The following is a 21,461-nucleotide window of genomic DNA, read 5'->3' on the forward strand; positions in this document are numbered from 1 at the left end:
GAGATGAGCAATATCGATGCCAGCTTTCGATGGGGGCGCTACCCAGGAATTAGATTAAAAGCTCTAAACGGCCGCAAACGCTTGGTTTTATTTGAAAAAAGAAATTCAAGAATCTCTACTTTCAAAGTAAATGCGATCCGCGAAATGGCTCGATAGGTGTCGGGCGCGGCGCCAAAAAGCCCGTTACACGTTACGGGTTACGGGGCCTGTTACGTAACGTTCAGGTTTGGCGGGGATCGTTGCGGCGCAGGGCATTCAGCCTGCCAACTACGGAGTTGGCAGGCAAAAGTCAAGAACCTCAGCGTTATTTAACAATTTGATTTGAAACGCGAAAGAAGCGGCGCCTGGGAGGGGGGGAAGGGCGGTGGCTTTGGCTTGCAGTAAACGTTCAAAACCCACTATGAAATGAGTCTTTTGCACGCCAGGTGGTTATCCTGATTTTCCCCAATGCATATTGCGCAAAAATCATTTTGGAGTAATGTAAGGTCATGCTTTACATTAACGATTTCTTACATTTGACTAAAACTTCAATAGGAATTCTTTAGTAATGCATGGATAATTGCTTTAGTGTTGTAGCAAAATGCCGATATAGGTATTTAAAACGTATAGTCAATAAAGAACCCTGCTAAGGGTCTCTCCGCAAAGTGGCCGATCCCGGATGCGTTTGCTTCCGCCGTGCCTTGTTGCGGGCATAGGTTGAATGCGAAAGGAACGGGGGCGGCCAATGCATTTGGAATTCATCAATAGCGAGATTGCCGGCGCGCTTGCCCGGCAAATGGTGCCCCGTGCAGGGCGCCGCACAATCCATGGTTACCGTGTATCCCGACTGCGCCTGTCGTGCTGGGCTGGCGGTCGCGCGCATCGTTGTGATTAATTCGAATTACGTTTTAATTGTGGTTGAGCTGGGATAGGAGATTGTCATGAAAAGCAAAATTATTCAGTTTCTGCGTGAAGAAGACGGTGTAACGACGCTGGAGTATGGCGTGCTGGCGGCCGTGGTGGCGGCTGTCATTGGGTCGTTTTTCTACACTCAATTCCAGTCGACGCTGAAATCTTTGTTCAGCACCGTCAACACGAACGTGCAAGCGGCCACAGCCGCATCTGGTGGCAGTTGAGTTTCAACAGCAACGCGAGACGGAGCAAGTCTTTGTCTTTCCATGTGCCAATGCTGTTGCTTGCCATACTTTGCATACCGGCGCTGTGCACCGATTTGCTGGCGCGCCGCGTCCCGAACACGCTGCTCGCGGCGATCATGTTGCTGCAGGCCGGCTGGCTGGCATGGCAATTAATCCAGGGCGGTTCCTGGCACAGCGCGAGCGTGCATCTGCTGGGGCTGGGTCTCGGCCTGCTGGCGCTGTTGCCTTTCTGGGTGATCGGCTGGATGGGGGCAGGGGATGTCAAGTTGTTTGCCGTCATCGGTTTTCTGCTCGGCTATCGCATGCTGCTGCCGGTTTGGGCGCTCGCCTCGCTGCTCAATGGTGCGGCGTTGGTGGCGCTGTGGTTTGCGCGCAGCCGCCCCGCGCTGGCACTGGTCGAGGCAAAGCTGGCCGGACGTCCCTGCGGCGAGCGCTTGCGGCAGATGCGCGCGGGGCGCCACGGTATGCCGTACGCGGCGTTCCTTGCGTTATCGGCGCTGGTGATCGCGAGCATTTGAGACAGTGTGGGAATGTGGGCTCGAGGAGAAACATGCAATGCACGCTAAAGCGGGCCAGGGTGGCTAACCACCGGGTGCCGCGCCAACAACGGGGAGTCGCGGCAATCGAGTTCATGCTCATCATGGCAGTGTTGCTGCCGGCGTTTTACGTAGGCGTGGCCTTTGCGGTCACGTTGTTGGCGCAGCAAATGGTGACCCAGGCGACTGCCGAGGGTGCCCGTGCCGCGTTGCGCGGCTGCTCGCTGGCCGACCGGGAGAATCTGGCGACTCAGGCGGTGCGCAATGGTCTGTCATGGCCGGCCGTGCCAGTGGGCCAGCCACAGTTCGTGCAAGACACCCAATATCCGTGTCCGGCCGATGGCACCACGAGCGCGAGCACGCCGGCGCAATGCATCCTGCACGTCACGCTGTCGGTCAAGCAGCAACTGGTGGCGAATTGGCCAGGACTGGGCGATCTGATTCCGCAGACGTTGAATGCGAGTGCTGCAGTAACGCTCAATACTTCCGACCTGGGCGCTGGCAGCACGTGCGTGAGCGGCTGAATTTCGCCCCGATTTCCATTACTACAAAAATCCATGAACAAAGCCACCAAGATCATAGCAATTGCGCTGGTGTTAGCGGGTCTGGCGCTTGCCGTGTTCGCGCTCATCCTGGGGCACCGGCCCGCGCCGCCAGTGCCGCCGGCGGGCTCGCCGGCCTTGGCCGCGCAGCACGCCGTGGTGGTCGCGGCGCAGGCGCTGGCGCCGGGTGTGCCGATCACGGCCGCGGCGCTCAAGCTTACGCCCATGACGAATCCCCCAGCCGGCAGCTACGCCAGCGCCGCTGATGTCATTGGGCAAGTGCCGGTAGTGGCCGTGGCCGCTGGTGCGCCGATTATGCCCAGCACGCTGGCGCATGGCTTGGCAACACAATTGGCCGATGGCGAGCGCGCCGTGGCGGTGCCGGTCAACGCGCTGTCTGCCGTGGGCAATCGTATCAAGCCGGGCGACTATGTCGATGTGTTCTTCTCGCTGCGACTTGGCCAGAACCCCGCCGTTGCCCAGTCGCGTCTGCTGGCCTCCCGTGTGCGCGTGCTGGCCTACGGCGCGGCGACGCTGGACAACCGCAACGGCGGCGCGAAGAAGGGCGCGACGGCGGCCCCAGCGTCCACCGCGGTGCTCGCGGTACCGGTCAACAGCGTCAACCGGCTGACGCTGGCGGCGCAAAACGGCAAGCTGACGCTGGCGCTGCGCGCGCCGAACGATAACGAAGTGTCCGATCCCACCCTGTTTCCCCGACCCGCAACGGTGCTGATGGCCAGAAGCAATCTCGATCAGGCGCAGCACGAGGCGCTGCAAAACCCCGACAACCGGGCCTACGCGGGGCTGGCGTTGGGGCAGTTGGCCGGCCGGGACGATGCGTCGCACCCGGCGCCAGCCGTGCACGTGAATGGCGAAGTACGGCGCGAGCGAACCGTGCAGGTGATCCGGGGGGCGCGCCAGCAGGCCGAGCCTTATTAATTCGTTTGCCGAAATACGTGAGTCAATCAAGCTCGGGCCACACGCCACCGGCACTCACCACAGGATGAGCCAAGACAGGATGAAGATGAGCCCCATACGCTACGCAAGATTTCTCGCCGGCATGCTGTTGATGTGTCTGGCCTGGTGCGCCGTTGCTGCTGGAGACAACGCGTCGACGCTGGTGCTGGGCCTGCATGAGCAGCGTGAACTGCGACTGCCGGCTGGTTTGGCACGCATTGCGGTGGCGGACCCGGCGGTGGCTGACGTGCTCGTGCTGCGCGGCGAGGGCGGCGCGCGCGGCGGCGTGCTGTTGGTTGGTAAGAAGGCCGGCACCACGACGGTCACTGCGTGGCAGCGCAACGGTACGACCCGGGTGTGGCACGTGCAGGTGCGCGGCGCGCTCGAATCGGCATTGCCGCCGCAGAATGCGCGCGGCGATGCCGCGCTTACCGTCAGCGACGGCGCCGCGGTGATCAGCGGGCAGGCATCCTCGATGTTGTCGCATCAGCGCACGGCGATGGCTGCAGCCGATGCCGCGGGCAGCAAGGGTCATGTGCTCGACACCTCGACGGTGGGTACGCGCGGCGTGGTTCAGGTCGACGTAAAGATTGTCGAATTCAGCAAGACCGCGCTCAAGCAGGCCGGTTTCGGTTTCCTGTTGCAGCACAACGGCAAGAACGGCGTATCGGGTATCAGCGGCAGCGGCGGGCCGCTATCCAACGCCTTCAATCTGGTCATTGCACCCACCTCCGGCTGGCTGCGCTTTGCCGGCAACCTGAGCTTTCTGCAAAGCAACGGGTTGGCGCGCGTGCTGGCCGAGCCGACGCTGGTGGCGCTGTCGGGACAGAGTGCCAGCTTCCTGGCGGGTGGCGAGCTGCCGATCCCCGAGTCGGGCGGCCTGGGCACTACCGATATCGTCTACAAACCGTACGGGATCGGCCTGACCGTCACCCCGACGGTGCTCTCCCACGACCGCATTGCCTTGAAGGTCGCGCCCGAGGCCAGCGAGATCGATTTCAGCAATGCCATTACCACCAACAGCATTCAGATTCCGGCCATCACGACGCGCCGGGCCGATACCACGGTGGAGCTCGGCGATGGCGAGAGCTTTGTGATCAGCGGCCTGGTTTCGCGCACCACGATGTCGAATGTCGACAAGGTGCCATTGCTGGGCGATCTGCCCATCATCGGCACTTTCTTTCGCAGTCTGCAGTATTCGCAGGATGAAAAGGAACTGGTGATTATCGTGACGCCCCATCTGGTCAAGCCGATTGCCAAGGGGGTGGCGTTGCCGCTGCCGGGGCAGGACCGCGAGCAGCGCGACGGCCCGGTGTGGGGCGACTACCTGATGGGCGCGGCCGGCTCCTCGGAAGTGCCGGGTTTTTCGAAATAAGCGGTAGCGGGGTGTATGAGGGCGCTCAAATGAATGCTCCGAGCAAAATACTGAATTCCATGACCGAGCTGCATCGTTTTCTGTTCTGCTCATCGCATGGCGCGCATGGCCAGTGGCTGTCCAGCGCGCTGCGCGGTGCCGGCATCGTGCTGCAGGAGAGCGATCGGCCTGCGCTGTTGCAGCAGCGTGTCATGGATCTCGATGCGCAAGTGGTGCTGCTCGATTTTTCGGGTGACGCTGATCCCGCCACATCCCAGGAGGGCGGTGGCGGCGGCATTACTTATGCGACCGAACTGGCCAGGGTGCTCACGCGTTGCATGCCTGCCGTGCCGCTGGTGGCGGTCGGCTCGACGACGTGTCCGGAAGGTGCGGTTGCCGCCTTGCGTGCCGGCGTGCATGAATTCATCGACATGTCGCGCGGCGCCGACGAGGCGCTGGAGGTCGTGCGTCGCGTGCTCGAAGGCGTTCACACCGCGCCGGCGGCGGCGCCATTGCGTCACGGCCGGTTCGTCGTACTGCTGGGCGTGCGCCCGGGCGTGGGCTGCAGCACGCTCAGTGCCCATTTGACGCATATGCTGCAGGCGCATGGCATCAGGAGTCACGGCGAAGCGGTGGCGGCGTCGGCGGGCGCCTCGAACGCACCGGACGCGCCATTGGCCAGTCATGCCGCGCTGCTCGATCTCGGCTTGCCGGCCGGCGACTGCTCGCTGTACCTCAATACCCAAAGCGACTTCAATTTTGCCCAGGCCGTGCTCAATTTGCGGCGGCTCGATGAGACGCTGGTGCATACCGCCATGGGGCATCATGCGAGCGGCTTCGTGGTGCTGCCGCTGCCGCGCGACCTCACCGAAATGCGCAGCGTCGCCCATGCCGACGCACTGGCGCTGACGGACCGGCTGCGGGGTTTTTTCGACGTCACGGTGGCGGACCTCGGCGGATTCTCCAACATGGCCTTTCTCGCGAATCTGGCGCGCGCGGCGGACGAAGTGTGGTTGGTGACCGACCAGAGTGTCGGGGCGATCGTGTCGCTGGCGTCGTTGTTGCGCGAGCTCGAAGACAGCGAGGTGCCGCGCGGCGTCATGCAACTGGTGGTCAACCGTTACGACCCGCGCTACGGCATGGCGGCCGACCAGATCGCGCGGCGCTTCGAGCTGCCGCTGTGCGGAGTCTTGCCGGACCGGCCGGTGACGCTGCTGGCGGCGGCCAACCAGGGCAAATTGGCATGTGAGACCGCTCCCCAGGATGCGTACGTGCGCGCCCTCAAACCTTTGGCCGAAAGGCTGTCCGGCCCTGGTTCGGCTCTGCCGCCGCAGGGCCGCCGCTGGCTTGGCAAATTGATGAGAAAGTGACTTCGACATGAGCGATGCGATTGAATTTGCCGACGACAACCGCGCCTTTGCCCAGACGCAGCAATTCCAGGACATCAAGAATGCCGCCCACGAGCATTTGCTCAGCCGCATCGAGGAGCTCGGCGCCGAGTTCGGGCGCTGGACGCGCGGCGCGATTCAGCAGTTCGTCGATCTGGAGATGGACAGCTTCGCGAGACTGCGCCGGATCCCGATCAACGAGTCCGAGCTGCGCCAGATCGCCGATGCGCTGACCAAGGAGCTGGCGGGGTTCGGTCCGATCGAGGATCTGCTCAACGACCCGCTGGTCGAGGACATCTTGATCAACGGCTACAACGATGTCTATGTGTCGCGTCATGGCGTGCTGCAGCACGAGCCGGTGCGCTTTGCCGACAACCAGCATCTGCTAAGAATCGTGCGCCGCATTCTGGCGCCGATTGGCCGCCGGCTCGACGAATCCAATCCGATGGTCGATGCGCGGCTGCCCGATGGGGGCCGCTTGAACGTGGTGATCGAGCCGCTCGCGGTGGATGGGCCGGTGGTGTCGATCCGCAAATTTCGCAAGGATCCGCTCAAGCCTGCCGACCTGCTGGCGCTGGGCAGCTTCAACGAGGAAATCTATGCATTGCTCGATGCGGCGGTGAAGGCGCGTTGCAGCATCCTGGTCTCGGGCGGCACCAGTTCGGGCAAGACGTCGCTGCTCAATGCACTGGCCAGTTTCATCCCGAACGCCGAGCGTGTCGTGACCATCGAGGACACCGCGGAGCTTTCGCTGGCGCACCCGCACGTGGTTCGCATGGAGGCACGTCAGGGCGGCTACGAGGGCACCGGTGAGGTGACGATTCGCGACCTGATTCGCAACAGCCTGCGCATGCGCCCGGACCGCATCATCGTCGGCGAAGTGCGGGGTGCCGAGGTGCTGGAAATGATGCAGGCGATGAATACCGGGCACGAAGGCTCGATGGGCACCATCCATGCCAACTCGCCGCGTGAGTGCCTGTACCGGCTGGAGATGCTGGCGGGTTTCGCCGGCTTCCAGGGCAGCGAGGCGAGCCTGCGCCGGCAAATCGCCAGCGCGATCGATTTCATCGTGCAGATCGGCCGCCTCTCGAGCGGGCGGCGGCGGATTCTATCGATCACGGAGGTCACCGGGGTGAGCGACGCGGTGATCTCGACGCAGGAACTCTATCGCCACGAGGCTTACATCGCGCCCGACGGCGAGGAAAAGGATCGCTGGGTGGCGCTTGGCATCCAGCCCCACTCGCCCAAATTGCAGCGCTTTCGCGAACTGGCGCGCGGTGCCGGATCCGCCGTGCCGGACGGTGCAGGCGTGGGCGGCGGCGGGTTCTTCGGGCGGGGGCGCAACAAATGAGCCTGTTCCTGTGGCTCGCGTGCGCGGCGCTGCTGTTGCTCGGCGCGGGCCTCGAAATGTGGCGCCGCGCGGCTTTGCGGGCGCAGCATCAGGCCACCCGGGCGTTCATCGAGCGACAGGTTGCCGCCAACGTGCCAAGCAGGGAGGCCGGCGCGCAGGCCGGGCCGACCTGGCGCGCTCGCCAGCAGGCCCGGCCCTGGGAAGGGTTTTTCGAGCGTGCCGGCGTGTTGCCGAGCCCCGGCTTTTATGCGCAGTGGCTGATTCCGGCCGCGGTCGTCGCCGCGCTGGCCTTGCTGATTGGCGGCGTGCTGTCGGCGGCGGTGGCACTCGCGCTTTATACGTTGCTCGTGTATTTCCGTTTCTGGTTCAAGGCCGAGAAGCGCTACCAGGTAATCGTGCGGCAATTGCCATCGTTTCTGGACAGCATGGTACGGCTGCTGACGGTCGGCAACAGCCTGCCTTCGGCGTTCCAGACGGCCGCCGGCAATACCGAGGACCCGCTGGCCGGACTGCTGCAGCGCGCGGCGGCGCAGGTGCAGGCCGGCATGGATCTCGATATGGCGTTGGTCCAGGTGGCGCGGGTGCATCGCATCGACGAATTATTCCTGTTCGCCGCCATCGTCGATCTGAGCACGCGCTTTGGCGGTCGCGCGGATCAAATCCTGGCGCGCATGGCCGCGTTCATGCGCGACCGCGAGCAAGCGCAGCAGGAACTGTCGTCGCTGTCCTCCGAGACGCGCGTCTCGGCATGGGTGCTGGCGCTGCTGCCGATTTGCGTCGCGGGTTTTCTGATGGTGGTCAATCCAGGTTTTTTCGAACCCATGCTTTATACCTCGTCGGGCCAGCAAATGCTGTTGATCGGGCTCGGCCTGGAGTTGCTGGGCGGTTTTTTGCTGTACCGCCTGGCAAAGTCGATCTGAGGCGCTCATGGCACATTCTCTTGCTCACCAACTGCTGACGCTGGCGATGCTGCTGATGGCCGGCGGCTTGCTGCTGGCTGGCGGGGCGCTCGCCATGCGTGCCTACCAGCAGTTGCGCAGCGGCAGGATGATCGACCGCATGCTGGCGGCGCGCGAGACGCGTCTGGCCGCGCCCGGCCAGGGCGAGATTTCGCCGGCCGCGGTCGACGCGCCGCCGCCGCGCGCCGCGCGCCGGCTTGAGCAGATGGTGGTATCCGTCGGGCAGCGCTGGTCGGCCACACGCTGGGGCGAGTATCTGATCGCCGACGAAGACCGCCGCTTGCTCGAGCAATGCGGGGAAGGTGGCGCGCGCGGGCAGGCGCTGTTCCTGTTGTCCCGCGTTGCCCTGACCGGGCTGCTGCCGGTGCTGACGTGGTTCTGGCTGCGTACGGACGGTGCGAACATGTTGGTACGGCTGGTGTCGGCGGGGGCCGTCGGGCTCATCCTGCCGAAGCTGGTGTTGCACGGGCGCGCCCGGCGCCGCCGCGAGAAGGTGATCGACGAGTTGCCGTTGCTCATCGACCTGTTGCGCCTGTTGCAGGGCGTCGGCCTGTCGATGGATCAAAGCCTGTATGTGATCGTCAGCGATTTTCATGTCATTTTGCCGATTCTCGGCACCGAATTCGCCACCGCCAATCGTCAGTACGGTACTGGGCGCTCGCGCGAGCAGTCGTTGGCACGCCTGCGCGATGTTTACGACAACGATGATCTGCGTGCGCTGGTGCGACTGATCGTGCAGGTCGAGCGGCACGGCGGCGCGGTGCAGGAACCGCTGCAGCAATTCAGCGACCGCCTGCGCGAACAGCGGCGGCAAACCATGAAGGAGCGCATCGGCAAGCTGACGGTGAAGATGACGCTGGCGATGATGCTCACGCTGTTGCCGGCGCTGGTGCTGGTGATCGCCGGCCCCGCATTGCTGTCGCTGTCACACACGCTTGGGAGTTTGAGATGATCGATTGCAGGCGCACGTTGCCCATGCTGTTCGCAGGATTGCTGGCGGCCGCACTCGCCGGTTGCGGGACTGCCGCGGGCGGTGGTTATGGGCTGGCGCAGAACAACGCCAATGTCGAGGCCGCGATGCGTGCGCAGGCCGCCGACAAGCAGCCCGCACCCAACGATCGTGAGGTCTACGCGTCGCTGATCCGCGATATGCAGTCCAAGGGCCTGTATTTTGCGGCATTGGCACATATCGCCGCCTACGAGCAAAAATATGGCTCGACGCCTGCAGTGGAATTGATGAAGGGCGATGCGCTGCGCGAGACCGGACAAAACGACGCCGCGCGCACGGTTTACGATCAGTTGCTGGATACCGCGGACGCGGCGGCTGCGTGGCACGGACTGGGCTTGCTCGACGCGGGTGCGAAGAACTTTCCTTCGGCGGTGATCGCATTGCGCAACGCGGTGGGCCGCGCCCCGACCGAGCCGCTCTACCTGAACGATCTGGGCTTTGCCCTGCTGCGCACGGGCGATGTCGCCGGCGCGCGGGTACCGTTGGCCCAGGCGGCTGAACTGGCGCCGGGCAACGGCAAGATCATCGCCAACCTGGCGATTTACCTGCTCGTGGCCGGGGAGCCGGCCAAGGCCCGAGCGGTGATGGAAAAATCCCATATGCCGCCGGCGACCCGCGAGGCGGTAACCAGGCTGGCCGCCAGTATTCGCCGCGCAGCCCAGGTGCGCCGCGCCCGGTCGGCGGCAGCCGCGGCGACGCACCCGACCCGCGTGGCCGACGCGACGGACGGCGGCCGCCGGAATTGGGATGGACCGACGCCGCCGCTGCTCGAGCGTGCCGACCCACCACGCTGGTAGAGGAAAGAACCCATGACGATATCCCTGAACAAACTGAGCGTGGCGCTGCTGGCAACGGCCTGGCTGGGCTGCGCGCCCACTTGGGCGCAGCCTGCGCCGCCGTTGACCGGCACAATGATGCAAACGCCCACGCCGATGCCGACGCCAATACCCGCACCGACGCGGCAGCAGGCCGGTTCTGCGCCGATTGCGCTCGCCCCGCCGGCGCGCCCGTCCGGGCAGCAACCGCGCCGCCATGCCGAAATCGGCGGCACGACGAGGGAGCTGCTGCAAGCCCAGGCCGATGGCCGATGGGCCGGCCCCGCCTTGCCGATGCTCGGCGCCGAGGCCAGCGCAAGTTACCGGCGCTATCTCGACAGCTTCCGTCATCCGATTCCCGAGTTCTTCAGCAGCAAAGTCTCGGGCACCTCAGGCAGTCAGTCGAGATAAGGCGCGCCGTGAAGCCGAGTTCAGCACGTTCGTCAGCCAGGCCTATGTCGCCGTTGCCGCATCGGCAGCGGGGGTCGGTGGCGATCGTCTCGGTGATTTTCGTGATGGTGGCGGTGATTCTGGGCTTGGCGATCGACACCGGTTACGTTTTTTACGTCAAGCGCAATTTGCAGAAGGTGGCCGATCTGGCCGCGCTGGCTGGCGCGCAGAGCTTGCCGGACTGCACGCAGATTACCGCCAGCGTTCAGACGAATCTGAAGGCCAATCTGTCGGCCGCCGATTATCTGACGGTGAGTCAGGACAAGATCCAGTGCGGTACCTGGACCGCCGGCGCCCGCACCCTGAGCAGCTTCACGGCGGGCTCGACCAACGCCAACGCGGTGCTGGTCCAACTGAGCAAGAGCGTACCTTCGCTGTTTGCCGGTATTGGCACACGGGTCGTGCAGGTCGACGCGGTGGCGCGCAGCGCGGCGCCGGTAGCCGCCTTTACGGTGGGCAGCGGGTTGCTGCGCATGGACTCGACGGGATTGCTGCCGCAACTGCTGGCCAACATCGGTGTCGACCCTACGTCGATCGATCTGGTTTCGTACGCGGGGCTGGCCAATGCCAACATCACGCCGGCCGGTTTGCTCCAGCAACTCGGTATTTCCGTGACGGCCAACATCGACGTGGCTACGCTCAACAGCCTGGCGACCATCCAGCATCTGACCATCGGGCAGTTGCTCGATGCGAGCAAATCCTACGTGGTGAGCCAATACGGCACTGCGAATCTGGCGGTCAGCGCGCTCTCGACGCTGCAGGCCGAGCTTGGCGTAGCGGCCTTGAATTTGCCGATTCAACTGTTTGGCAACGGCACGACGCCCGGTATCTTCGCGAACATCACTTCGGCCAATGGAAGTCCCGACGTAGCCTCGGCGCTCAATGCGCAAGTCAATGTGCTGGACCTGGTCAACACCACACTGGGCGTGGCGACGGGTAGCGGCGCGGTGAGCATTCCGACCACCAATTTGAACGTGCTGGGATCGAGCGTGAGCGGCAATGTCAGCGTGATCCAGCCGCCGGCGATCGGCATCGGCGGCGTGGGCACCACGGCCAGCGATGCCCAGGTGCGTGTACGCCTGGATATCAGCACCAGCGGGGTACCGCTGCTCGGCAGCCTGATTAACGTGAACTTGCCGCTGATCATCGAGGTTGCGCAGTCGACCGGCACGCTCAGCCATATGTGCGAAGCGGGCCTGCCTGCCAACGAGGCGGAAATCGACGTGAGCTCGGGTGTGGCCAACCTGTGTGTGGGCTCATTCAAGAATGGGGTGCTCGATTCGCAAAGCAGCTGCGCGACGATGACCGGCCCGGCGACGATCGCGACCGTGCTGGGTTTTCCGATCAGCACCGAGGTCAATCTCAGTCTGCTCGGGCAGTCGACGACCAATCCGCCGTTTGCGGTGGGTACTACGCAAACCACCAATACCAATGTGAATCTGGGCACGACCGCCAGCAGCGTAACGAATGCGCTGTTGCTGGCGCTGATGCATGGCATCGGCGCGACCAACCCGGTGGCGACGACCAGCCAGCAAAATCAGTTGGCGACCAATCTGGTCACCGCCCTGAATGGCGACCCGCTGACACTGAGCAAGATCAATCAGTCGCTGAGCACAGCCGAGAATCAGGTCACTGGCGTGGCCAATAGTCTCGGCAGCACGCTCACCAACGTGCTTACCCTGAACATCGGCGGGACTGTGAGCAGCGTCGACTCGCTGGTCAGTAATGTGCTCGGCACCGCCGATGCGCTGCTCAGCGGCCTGGGTAATCTGCTGGGCGACGTCACGTGCGACGCGTTATTGATTCCGTCGGCGCAGCAGGCGTGCCGGGTGACGTTCGTGCAGCCGGTGGTCGGTGCCAACAGCGGACAGAATGCGCTGACGGCTCTGTCGGGGCTGGTGCTGCAAGTGCTGCAGCCTACCTTGAACGCGCTCTCGACCTCGCTTATCCAGAACTTGCTGTTCAACGATATTCTGGGTATCAAGATCGGTGTCACGGATGTCTCGCTGCTGTCGGTCGACTGTGGCACCAATCACGTGCAACTGGTGTATTGAATGGAAAGACAATGAGTATCAAGCCGCCGCTGGACGACCTCGACGTGTATGTATGGGAAGGCAAGTCTGACATTGCCGAGCGGGTGGCCCATTGCCTGGCGAGTTTCGACATCGACGTGATACGCGCCGATGGCCTGGAGGTGCTCCCCGAGCGGCCGGTCGCAAGGCCCGCGCTGGCGGTGGTGAGCGTGACCAATATCGATGGCAGCCGTCTTAAGGCGCGCGACTGGCAGCTCGGCCAGGGCATGCCCGTGATTTGGGTGTCGGCCGCGCCGCGCGAGAAGGACCCGCGCGTGTACCCGCCCGAATATTCGAACATACTGACCCTTGATTTCACGGGCGCCGAGTTGCGCACGCTGATCTTCAAACTCGCCGCGGAGCTGCGGTCGGCCGACGGCAAGGTGGCTCAGAGCGAGCCGCTGGTCGCGAATTCGCCGGCCATGCTTGCCTTGCTGGGCGAAGTCGACGCGTTTGCCGATTGCGATTCGAACGTGCTGATCCATGGCGAGACGGGGGTCGGCAAGGAGCGCATCGCGCGGCTGCTGCACGACAAACATCGGCGCTACGGGCAGGGCGCGTTCGTGCCGGTCAATTGCGGCGCGATTCCCGACGGTCTGTTCGAGTCGCATTTCTTCGGTCATGCCAAGGGGGCGTTCACCGGCGCGCTCTACGCGCACAAGGGTTATTTCGAGCAGGCCAACGACGGTACGCTGTTTCTGGATGAAATCGGCGATTTGCCGCTGTACCAGCAAGTCAAGCTGCTGCGCGTGCTCGAAGACAGCGCGGTGACCCGGCTCGGGTCGGCCGCGCCGATCCAGCTGGATTTCCGGCTGGTGGCCGCCACCAACCGGAATCTTCAGGAGATGGTGCGGCAGGAGACTTTCCGGGCCGACCTGTATTATCGGCTTGCCGTGATCGAGATTCGCATCCCGAATCTGGAAGAGCGCGGCGCAATCGATAAAATTGCCGTTTTCAACGCTTTCCTGAGCCGAGTGGCCGGGCCGGATGTCGGACAAAGTGTGCCGCAAGCGCCACAGTGGGTGCTGGATTTGGTGGCAAATATGGTTTTTCCGGGTAATGTACGGGAGCTGCGAAATATTGCCGAACGCGTCGGGATCGTTTATCGTCAGCTCGGCGTCTGGGACGAGTCACGTATCCGGCAGATATTTGCCACGCTGGCGGCGTTGCGCGCCGGGCGCGACGCGTCGGCGCGCGAGTCGGCACAGATCGAGCCGGTGGACCGCTCGAGATGGGATCTGGCCGAGCGTCAGCGTATCGTCTCCGCGCTCGACGGCAACGGCTGGCGCCGCCAGGACACGGCGAATGCCTTGGGCATCAGCCGCAAGGTGTTGTGGGAAAAGATGCGCAAGTATCAGATCGTCGGGGCCGACGCCGAGACCTTGAACGAGTTTGAAACGTAGCGGATGTCGCGTATATTTGCGGCGCAGCGATATCAACAAATAGACGGATAACGAGGGAACCAGAACAGATGAGTGCTTTTGGGGGAAAAGGGCGCGCGGGCAGATGGATCGGTGTATTGGGTTGCATGATGTTGGCAGTGCCGTTGGCTGCCGTGGCGCAGTCGGCAAGCCGCGCGCAGGCGACTGCGGTGGTGCCGTTGGCTCAGGCCCAGGCAGGCTCGGTCGCTCCGCTGGCTCAAACGAGCGCCACTGACGCCGCCCCGGCCGCGGCGCCGTCCGGCGCGGTCCAGGAACTGCAGGCGTTGATCAAGCAGCACGAATTGAGCGAGCTGCGCACCACCTACAATGGCAAATACGGCGCCAGCCTGCTGTTTCATCCGGGCACACTGACTTATTACGTGGCGTTGTTTCACGATGGCCAGTTCTGGCGGGTAGCCAAGCTGACTGACGCCGCGCGCAGCGAGGCGCTCTATCATGATTTCGTGGAGCAGACGGTCAAACTGTCCCAGGTCGAGATTCGCCGCATCCTGCTCGATGCACAAAATGCTCATATCGCGCAGTTGATGGCGGCCAATGAAAGTCGACTGGCCGGTTTGCAGACCGACCTGAGCATCCAGCGGCGACAGGAAGCCGCACTGGCGCAGAATCATCAGGAAGTCGCCGAGCAGGCTGCCGCTCTCGATGCCGAGCGTAACGCGGCCCAAGCCCGGCTGGCCAAGGTCCAGCAGCAGATCCGCTTGCTCGAGCATCAGCAGAATTCGGCTGATTTGAAGGCGGTGCAAGACATTCAGCGGCACAAATCCTATGCTGAAATAAAGAAAGGGTCCAAACGCCACGCCGTTTCCGAGTAAGGGTTTCGGGACGCCGGTTGGGCGATGTATAGTGGCTGCGAACTGCGGGGGCGGTTAGAATAGCGCCGTTTGTGCGGTGCAAAAAATCGACTACCACCAACTTGTCATGACGCAAACCCAACGACACGGGCCCGGCCCGCAAGCTTTGCCCGCAGTAATCATCGCCGCCATAGGCGTGGTGTTTGGCGATATTGGCACGAGCCCGTTGTATGCGCTAAAGGAATGCTTCGATAAGCATCACGGCATTCCATTCAGCGACAGCTCGGTATTCGGCATCATCTCGCTGCTGTTCTGGGCCCTGATGATCGTCGTTTCGATCAAGTACGTCCTGTTCGTGATGCGTGCCGACAACAAGGGCGAGGGTGGGGTGCTGGCCTTGATGGCGCTGAGCCTGCGCAGCGTGCGGGCGGGCGGGCGCCTCGCCGGCATCCTGATGATGCTGGGAATTTTCGGCGCTTGCATGTTCTATGGCGATGCGGTCATCACGCCAGCCATTTCCGTCATTTCGGCCGTCGAGGGGCTGGAGATCGCGGCGCCGTCGCTGACCGAATATGTCATTCCGATCACCCTGGCGATTCTGGTTCTGCTGTTCTCGATGCAAAAATCCGGTACGGCCAAGGTCGGCAGCCTGTTCGGGCCGATCATGCTGGTGTGGTTTGCCGTGCTTGCAATTCTCGGCATCTACAACATTGCGCAAGCGCCGGCCATCATCAAGGCCTTGAGCCCGCACTATGCGATCGAGTTCATGCTGCGACACGCGTTGCAGGCGTATTTCGTGCTGGGATCGGTGTTCCTGGTGGTAACGGGGGCTGAAGCGCTGTATGCCGACATGGGGCATTTCGGTGCCCGGTCGATCCGTTTTGCATGGTACGGCCTTGTGTTCCCCTCGCTGGTGCTGAATTATTTTGGGCAGGGCGCACTGCTGTTGAATCACCCGAAAGCCGTTCAGAATCCGTTTTTCCTGATGGCCCCCGACTGGGCGCTGATACCACTGGTGGTGGTGTCGACCATCGCCACCGTGATCGCGTCGCAAGCAGTGATTTCGGGGGCCTTCTCGCTGACCAACCAGGCGATTCAACTGGGTTACGTGCCGCGCATGAAGATCCAGCATACCTCCGAGCATGAAATCGGCCAGATCTATATGCCGGTCATCAACTGGATGCTGCTGTTCGTGATCATTTGGATCGTGCTGGCCTTCAAGAGCTCGACCAATTTGGCGGCGGCCTATGGCATTGCCGTGACGACCACAATGGTGATCACGACCATTCTGGCCTGCGTGGTGATGGTGAAGGTGTGGAATTGGAACAAGCTTCTGGTGGCGCTGATCATCTCCGGATTCCTGATCGTCGATTTCGCCTTTTTCAGCGCGAACCTGATCAAGGTCGAGGAGGGCGGCTGGCTGCCGCTGGCGCTCGGCGGCTTTATCTTCTTCCTGCTGGTGACCTGGCATACGGGCCGCATGCTCGTGCGCGAGCGCACCGCGGTCGACGGTATTCCGCTCAAGCCGTTCGTCGAGGGACTGCTGGCCCATCCGCCGCATCGCGTACAGGGCACGGCGATTTATCTCACCGGCGGCAATACGCTGGTGCCGGTCAGTCTGTTGCATAACCTGAAGCACAATCGCATTTTGCATGAGCGGACGATCTTCATGACCATCCGCACGCTCGACGTGCCCTATGTGGAAGATGCGGAGCGCATCGAGATAAAAGACCTCGGCGGCGGCCTGCACAGCGTGGTGGCGGCGTTCGGCTTCAACGAAACGCCCGATGTCAAGGATGTGCTGCGTTTGCTCGAAGAGTATGCCGGCATGACGTTCGACCTGATGGATACGTCGTTCTTCCTGGCCCGCGAGACCGTCGTGCCGACCAAGCTGCCGGGCATGTCGATATGGCGCGAACGTATTTTCGCCTGGATGCATCAAAACGCCGCAAAGCCGACGGATTTCTTTAGCATTCCGGCCAATCGCGTGGTCGAGCTCGGCACCAAGATCGAAATCTGAGCGAGCGCATCGCCGCCTGCTTTCGCGGCGTTTGCGCTTTTGCTGCGGTAGACTGTGCACTTCTCATCCTATGCAGAGTGCACAGTATGACTACCGATCGCATATCCGATGATATTTCGCTACCCGAACTGACCTTGCGGGGCATCGTTCTGGGGGCCTTGCTCACCGTCGTATTCACCGCTTCCAACATCTATCTCGGCCTGAAAGTCGGCCTGACCTTCTCCTCCGCGATTCCGGCCGCCGTGATCTCCATGGCGGTACTGCGGATGTTCAGTAGCGCGAACATTCTCGAAAACAATATGGTGCAGACCCAGGCGTCTGCGGCGGGAACCCTGTCGTCGATCATCTTTATCCTGCCGGGTCTGGTGATGATGGGCTACTGGCAGGGCTTTCCATTTTGGCAAACCTTCGGCATCTGCGCCGCAGGCGGCATGTTGGGCGTCATGTTCACGATCCCTTTGCGCCACGCAATGGTGGTGCAAAGCGACCTGCCTTACCCGGAAGGGGTAGCGGCGGCGGAAATCCTGCGGATCGGCAGCGACCATGCCGCCGGTGCGGAAGGCGGCACGATTGCCACGGCCGAAGCGGGCGCCGGGCGCAAGACTGCCGGGTCCGGCGTCAAGGATATTGCCGCCGGCGGCGTGGTGTCGGCGTTGATGGCATTTGCAACCGGCGGACTGCGGATCTTCGCCGACAGCATCAGCGGCTGGTTTTCGGTCGGCTCGGCGGTGTTCCGACTGCCGCTGGGTTTCTCGCTGGCGCTGGTCGGCGCCGGGTATCTGATCGGCATCGTGGCAGGCATCGCCATGTTGATCGGCCTGCTGATTTCCTGGGGCCTCGCTGTGCCGATCCTGACCGCCGGCGCGACCATGCCGCCGGGCATGTCGATCGCCAAGTTCGCCACCGGACTGTGGAGCACTCAAGTACGGTTTCTGGGGGCGGGCGTCATCGGTATCGCAGCCATCTGGACGCTGGCCACACTCTTCAAGCCGATGGTGGCCGGGGTCAGGACCTCGTTCGCAGCGCTGCGCGACGCGGGTGGCGCAGGCCGGATGGGTGGCGGCGGGCCGCGCACGCAGCGCGACCTGTCGCCGCGCTGGATCATCGTCATTACGCTGGCGTTGGTCGCCGCGCTGGCCGTGGTGTTCGGGGCCTTCCTCTCGGATGTGCCGTTGACCTCCGGGGTCATCGCCAGTCTGGTGATCTATGGAGTGATTTTCGCGTTCGTCTTCGGTTTTCTGATCGCTGCGGCGTGCGGCTACATGGCTGGACTGGTGGGCTCCTCCGCCAGTCCGATTTCGGGTATCGGGATCGTTGCGGTGATTCTGGTCTCGCTGCTGTTGCTGGCAATCGGGCAAGCCAACGGCATGCTGCATGACCCGGCGGGCAGGCGTTTGGCGATTGCACTTGCCATTTTCACGACGTCGGCCGTGGTGGCGGTGGCGACGATCTCCAACGACAATTTGCAGGACCTGAAAACCGGCTGGCTGGTGGGCGCGACGCCCTGGCGGCAGCAGGTGGCATTGCTGATCGGTTGCGTGGTTGGAGCGCTGGTGATTCCACCGATTCTCGTGCTGCTTTATAACGCCTATGGTTTTGCCGGCGCGCTGCCGCATGCCGGCATGGACCCGGGGCAGGCGCTGTCAGCACCGCAGGCCACGCTGATGACGGCCATCGCCATGGGCATTTTCACGCACAAATTGAACTGGACCATGATCGTGACGGGGCTGCTGATCGGCGTGGTGCTTATCGTCATCGATCTCCTGCTCAAGCGGCGCCAGGAGCGCAGCGGGGGCGTGGCGCGTTTGCCCGTGTTGGCCGTGGGTATCGGCATTTACCTGCCGCCCACCATCAGCGCGCCGCTGGTGATTGGCGCGGTCATTGCCTGGCTGCTCGAGCGACGCCTGCGGCGCGGCGCGGTGGCGGCCGGGGTTGCGTACGATCAATACGCCGCTCATGCGAACCGGCGCGGCGTGCTGATCGCCTCTGGCCTGATCGTTGGAGAGAGTCTGGTTGGCGTGATATTGGCCGGGGTCATCGGCGTGAGCGGCAGCAGTGCGCCGCTGGCGATCGTGGGCGCGGGATTCGCGCCGACCGCCGAATGGCTCGGCCTGCTGGTGTTCGCCGGCGTATGCTGGTGGTTCAGCCGGCGCACGCTGGCCGCAGCAGGGTAAGCAGGCGGCGGTCGCTGTTGCTCCGCGCCTGTTACGCGTGCAACCGGATGTACCGGGTGACCAACAGCACGGCGCATGCGTAGGCCAGGCCGATGATGCCGAAGGTGATGGGCAGCGCGTGCGGCCAGCTGGGTACCGTGTGCAATACCGCGCCCATCGCCGCGACGCCGATCAGCGCACCAATTTGACGATTGGCGTTGAGCGAGGCCGCGGCGATGTTGGCGTGTGCCTGACCGGCCACATGCATGACGGTCGCCGTCATCGCCGGCACGGCGATGCCCACGCCGAAGTTCGCCAGCGCCGCGCCCAGCGCAAACCATCCGTATGGCAGCTGCGCGCCGCAGGCGGCCAGCAGCAATGACAGGACCGCCGAGCCGAGCAATCCCCACAGCATGGGCGAGCGGGCGCCCCAGCGGGCGGTAATGCGGCTCGACAGCAGGTTGCCGACCGTAAACACCGCCATGAGCGGTAGCAGATCGACGCCGGTGTGCCAGGCGTCGGTGCCGCGCGCCTGTTGCAGAAACAGGCTGAAGAGGAACAGTTGGCCGAACGCACCCAGATTGATCAGGAATCCGATCGCATTGGCCGCTGGAAAACGGCTGTCGTGAAACAGCGCGCGCGGCACGACCGGCGTGGCGTCGCGACGCTCGCGTACGACGAAGGCCGCTATCGCAATTGCGGCCAATGAGAGCGCGGCAATGATCGGTGCCGATCGCCAACCCAACGGCGCTCCCTCGATCAAAGCGAAGGCCAGGGCTGCCAGGCCGGTCACGCCCAGTGCGTGGCTGGCGGGATTGAGCGCCTGGGCGTGCCGTGGCGACGGGGCAATGCACCAGCGCGTAAGCAGCAGCCCAACGATACCGATCGGCACATTGAGCCAGAAAATGCTGCGCCAGCCGAGCGAAGCCACCAGCACCCCGCCCACCATCGGCCCCATGGCCGCGGCCACCGATACGATCGCCGACCACAGGCCGAGCACTTTGATGCGCACCGCATTATCGGGATAGGCCTGGCTGAGCAGGCTCAGCGAGCTCGGCATGAACAGCGCCGCACCTACGCCCTGGAGCAGCCGCGCGCCGATCAGGGCATTGCCGCTGGGCGCCACGCCGCATAGCAGCGAGGCGACGATGAACAGTGCCAGTCCTGCCATGTAGACGGTTCGCGCGCCGAAGCGGTTGGCCAGCGCGCCGCCCACCAGCAGCAAGGCGGCGAATGTCAGGGTATAGCCATCGACCACCCAGACCAGGCCCGCGAGCTGAATCGACAGACTGCGCTGGATGTGAGTCAAGGCGACGTTCACGACCGTGACGTCGAGCATCGCCATCACGAAACCCAGTGCGACGGTGATCAATGGCCAGGCGCTCTGGCGGGCGGCGTTCGCCGAACGAGCTGCGGCGGGGGCGGCAGCAGCGGTGGCGGCGGTGGGGCAGCAGTCGTTGGACATGATGGCAACTCCTTGGGAGGTTGACCGCGAGGGGCGAGAAGTCGCCATCATAAAGACTTCTGTTGATGCAAAAAAGCGATAAAATCGCGGCGATCAAATGCAAAAATGCATCATGCCATGGACTGGGACAACGCCCGTATTTTTCTTGCCATTTACCGTCAGGGCACACTGCGCGGCGCCGCCAGCGTCCTGCAAATCGATCAGGCGACGGTCGGGCGACGCCTTGCCGCGCTGGAAAAATCCCTGGATGCGCGCCTGTTTCTACGGACCCCCGCCGGGTACGTGCCCACGCCGGCCGGTGAACACGCCTGCCAGGCGGCCGAGCAGATGGAGCTGGCTGCGCATCAGCTGCAGCGTCAAATGCAGGGCATTGACGAGCGGCTCTCCGGCACAGTGCGCGTGGCCTGCACCGACACGGTGGCGTTCGCCTCACTGATGCGTGCCTTGCAACAGCTGCATGCCGCGCATCCCGATATCCGCATGGTGCTGAGCACTGCCACGCACCTGACCAATCTGACGCGTCGCGAGGCCGATCTGGCCGTGCGCACGGTGCGGCCAGACAGTCCGGATCTGATCGCTCGGCACCTCGCGCGCCGGCAAGTCGGGTTATTTGCCGCCCGAGCCTACCTCGATACGCATGGTATGCCGGTGCCCGGCAATGCGCTGGCTGGGCACGACGTGGTGATTTATCAACGCGCGGTGGCCGCTTATCAGAGCGAGGCCCTGTGCGGGGAGTCAATCGCCAATGCGCGTGTGGCGCTCGAGGTCAATTCGGGGCTGATGCTGCTGCACGCGGTGCGTATGGGACTCGGAATCGGCGAATTGCCGACCCACGTGGCACAAAACGATCCACTGCTCGCGCGTGTGTGGCCCGAGCGCGCCGACCCTTATGACATGTGGCTGGTCATGCACGGGGATCTGAACCGCACGGCACGAGTGCGCGCCGTGGCCGATGCGATCGTCGAGGTGTTCGAGCAGGAGTCGGCGGCCGGATCGATGAGCCGGCCGCGCTAGTATGTTG

18 protein-coding genes are annotated in these 21,461 nt (G+C 63.4%); 17 read left to right on the forward strand and 1 reads right to left on the reverse strand.

Annotation, left to right across the window (positions count from 1 at the left end; all coding sequences use genetic code 11):
- The first annotated feature begins 920 nt into the window (after nt 1-920).
- From PATSB16_RS05520 to PATSB16_RS05595, 16 genes are all read left to right on the forward strand, one after another.
- Entirely contained in the window at nt 921-1,115 is a 195-nt protein-coding gene (locus PATSB16_RS05520) for a Flp family type IVb pilin (protein WP_047213044.1), read from the forward strand.
- Nucleotides 1,116-1,147: 32 nt separating this feature from the next.
- Nucleotides 1,148-1,654, forward strand: a complete 507-nt coding sequence (locus tag PATSB16_RS05525; protein WP_206093671.1) for an A24 family peptidase — start codon at nt 1,148-1,150, stop codon at nt 1,652-1,654.
- 32 nt (nt 1,655-1,686) lie between these two features.
- A complete protein-coding gene (locus tag PATSB16_RS05530) occupies nt 1,687-2,196 on the forward strand; it encodes a TadE/TadG family type IV pilus assembly protein (RefSeq protein ID WP_156884611.1) in 510 nt (169 codons plus the stop codon).
- Nucleotides 2,197-2,229: 33 nt separating this feature from the next.
- Nucleotides 2,230-3,153, forward strand: coding sequence for a Flp pilus assembly protein CpaB (gene cpaB / locus PATSB16_RS05535; protein WP_047213048.1), 924 nt, complete (start codon nt 2,230-2,232; stop codon nt 3,151-3,153).
- 85 nt (nt 3,154-3,238) lie between these two features.
- On the forward strand, nt 3,239-4,546 hold the full coding sequence (locus tag PATSB16_RS05540; RefSeq protein ID WP_206093672.1) for a type II and III secretion system protein family protein: 1,308 nt from the start codon (nt 3,239-3,241) through the stop codon (nt 4,544-4,546).
- Nucleotides 4,547-4,575: 29 nt separating this feature from the next.
- A complete protein-coding gene (locus tag PATSB16_RS05545; protein ID WP_047213050.1) occupies nt 4,576-5,895 on the forward strand; it encodes a CpaE/TadZ family protein in 1,320 nt (439 codons plus the stop codon).
- A 7-nt stretch (nt 5,896-5,902) separates the two neighbouring features.
- A complete protein-coding gene (locus tag PATSB16_RS05550; protein ID WP_047213051.1) occupies nt 5,903-7,264 on the forward strand; it encodes a CpaF family protein in 1,362 nt (453 codons plus the stop codon).
- A complete protein-coding gene (locus PATSB16_RS05555) occupies nt 7,261-8,184 on the forward strand; it encodes a type II secretion system F family protein (protein ID WP_047213052.1) in 924 nt (307 codons plus the stop codon). The genes PATSB16_RS05550 and PATSB16_RS05555 overlap by 4 nt, the downstream gene beginning before the upstream one ends.
- A 7-nt stretch (nt 8,185-8,191) precedes the next feature.
- Nucleotides 8,192-9,175: a type II secretion system F family protein gene (locus tag PATSB16_RS05560; protein WP_047213054.1), complete on the forward strand. Its 984-nt coding sequence runs from the start codon at nt 8,192-8,194 to the stop codon at nt 9,173-9,175.
- Nucleotides 9,172-10,029, forward strand: a complete 858-nt coding sequence (locus tag PATSB16_RS05565; RefSeq protein ID WP_052892579.1) for a tetratricopeptide repeat protein — start codon at nt 9,172-9,174, stop codon at nt 10,027-10,029. The genes PATSB16_RS05560 and PATSB16_RS05565 overlap by 4 nt, the downstream gene beginning before the upstream one ends.
- A 12-nt stretch (nt 10,030-10,041) precedes the next feature.
- Nucleotides 10,042-10,458, forward strand: coding sequence for a DUF3613 domain-containing protein (locus tag PATSB16_RS05570; RefSeq protein ID WP_052892580.1), 417 nt, complete (start codon nt 10,042-10,044; stop codon nt 10,456-10,458).
- Nucleotides 10,459-10,502: 44 nt separating this feature from the next.
- Nucleotides 10,503-12,551 carry a TadG family pilus assembly protein gene (locus PATSB16_RS05575; RefSeq protein WP_047213055.1) on the forward strand — a complete coding sequence of 683 codons (2,049 nt, stop codon included), beginning with the start codon at nt 10,503-10,505 and terminating at the stop codon, nt 12,549-12,551.
- An 11-nt stretch (nt 12,552-12,562) separates the two neighbouring features.
- Nucleotides 12,563-13,972 (forward strand): sigma 54-interacting transcriptional regulator, encoded by a 1,410-nt coding sequence (locus tag PATSB16_RS05580; protein ID WP_047213057.1) that lies wholly within the window; start codon nt 12,563-12,565, stop codon nt 13,970-13,972.
- A 125-nt stretch (nt 13,973-14,097) separates the two neighbouring features.
- Entirely contained in the window at nt 14,098-14,823 is a 726-nt protein-coding gene (locus tag PATSB16_RS05585) for a DUF2968 domain-containing protein (protein WP_052892581.1), read from the forward strand.
- 106 nt (nt 14,824-14,929) lie between these two features.
- Complete coding sequence (locus PATSB16_RS05590) at nt 14,930-16,822, forward strand: potassium transporter Kup (RefSeq protein WP_047213058.1); 1,893 nt, start codon at nt 14,930-14,932, stop codon at nt 16,820-16,822.
- Nucleotides 16,823-16,908: 86 nt separating this feature from the next.
- Nucleotides 16,909-18,996: an OPT family oligopeptide transporter gene (locus PATSB16_RS05595; protein ID WP_047213060.1), complete on the forward strand. Its 2,088-nt coding sequence runs from the start codon at nt 16,909-16,911 to the stop codon at nt 18,994-18,996.
- A 31-nt stretch (nt 18,997-19,027) separates the two neighbouring features.
- On the opposite strand, the gene PATSB16_RS05600 is transcribed toward PATSB16_RS05595, so the two are convergent.
- Nucleotides 19,028-20,440: an MFS transporter gene (locus PATSB16_RS05600; protein WP_047213062.1), complete on the reverse strand. Its 1,413-nt coding sequence runs from the start codon at nt 20,438-20,440 to the stop codon at nt 19,028-19,030.
- A 117-nt stretch (nt 20,441-20,557) separates the two neighbouring features.
- Here PATSB16_RS05600 and PATSB16_RS05605 point away from each other — a divergent pair, with 117 nt between their 5' ends.
- A complete protein-coding gene (locus tag PATSB16_RS05605) occupies nt 20,558-21,454 on the forward strand; it encodes a LysR family transcriptional regulator (protein ID WP_047216293.1) in 897 nt (298 codons plus the stop codon).
- The last annotated feature ends 7 nt before the right edge of the window (nt 21,455-21,461 follow it).

The organism is Pandoraea thiooxydans (assembly GCF_001931675.1).
Taxonomy (GTDB): domain Bacteria; phylum Pseudomonadota; class Gammaproteobacteria; order Burkholderiales; family Burkholderiaceae; genus Pandoraea; species Pandoraea thiooxydans.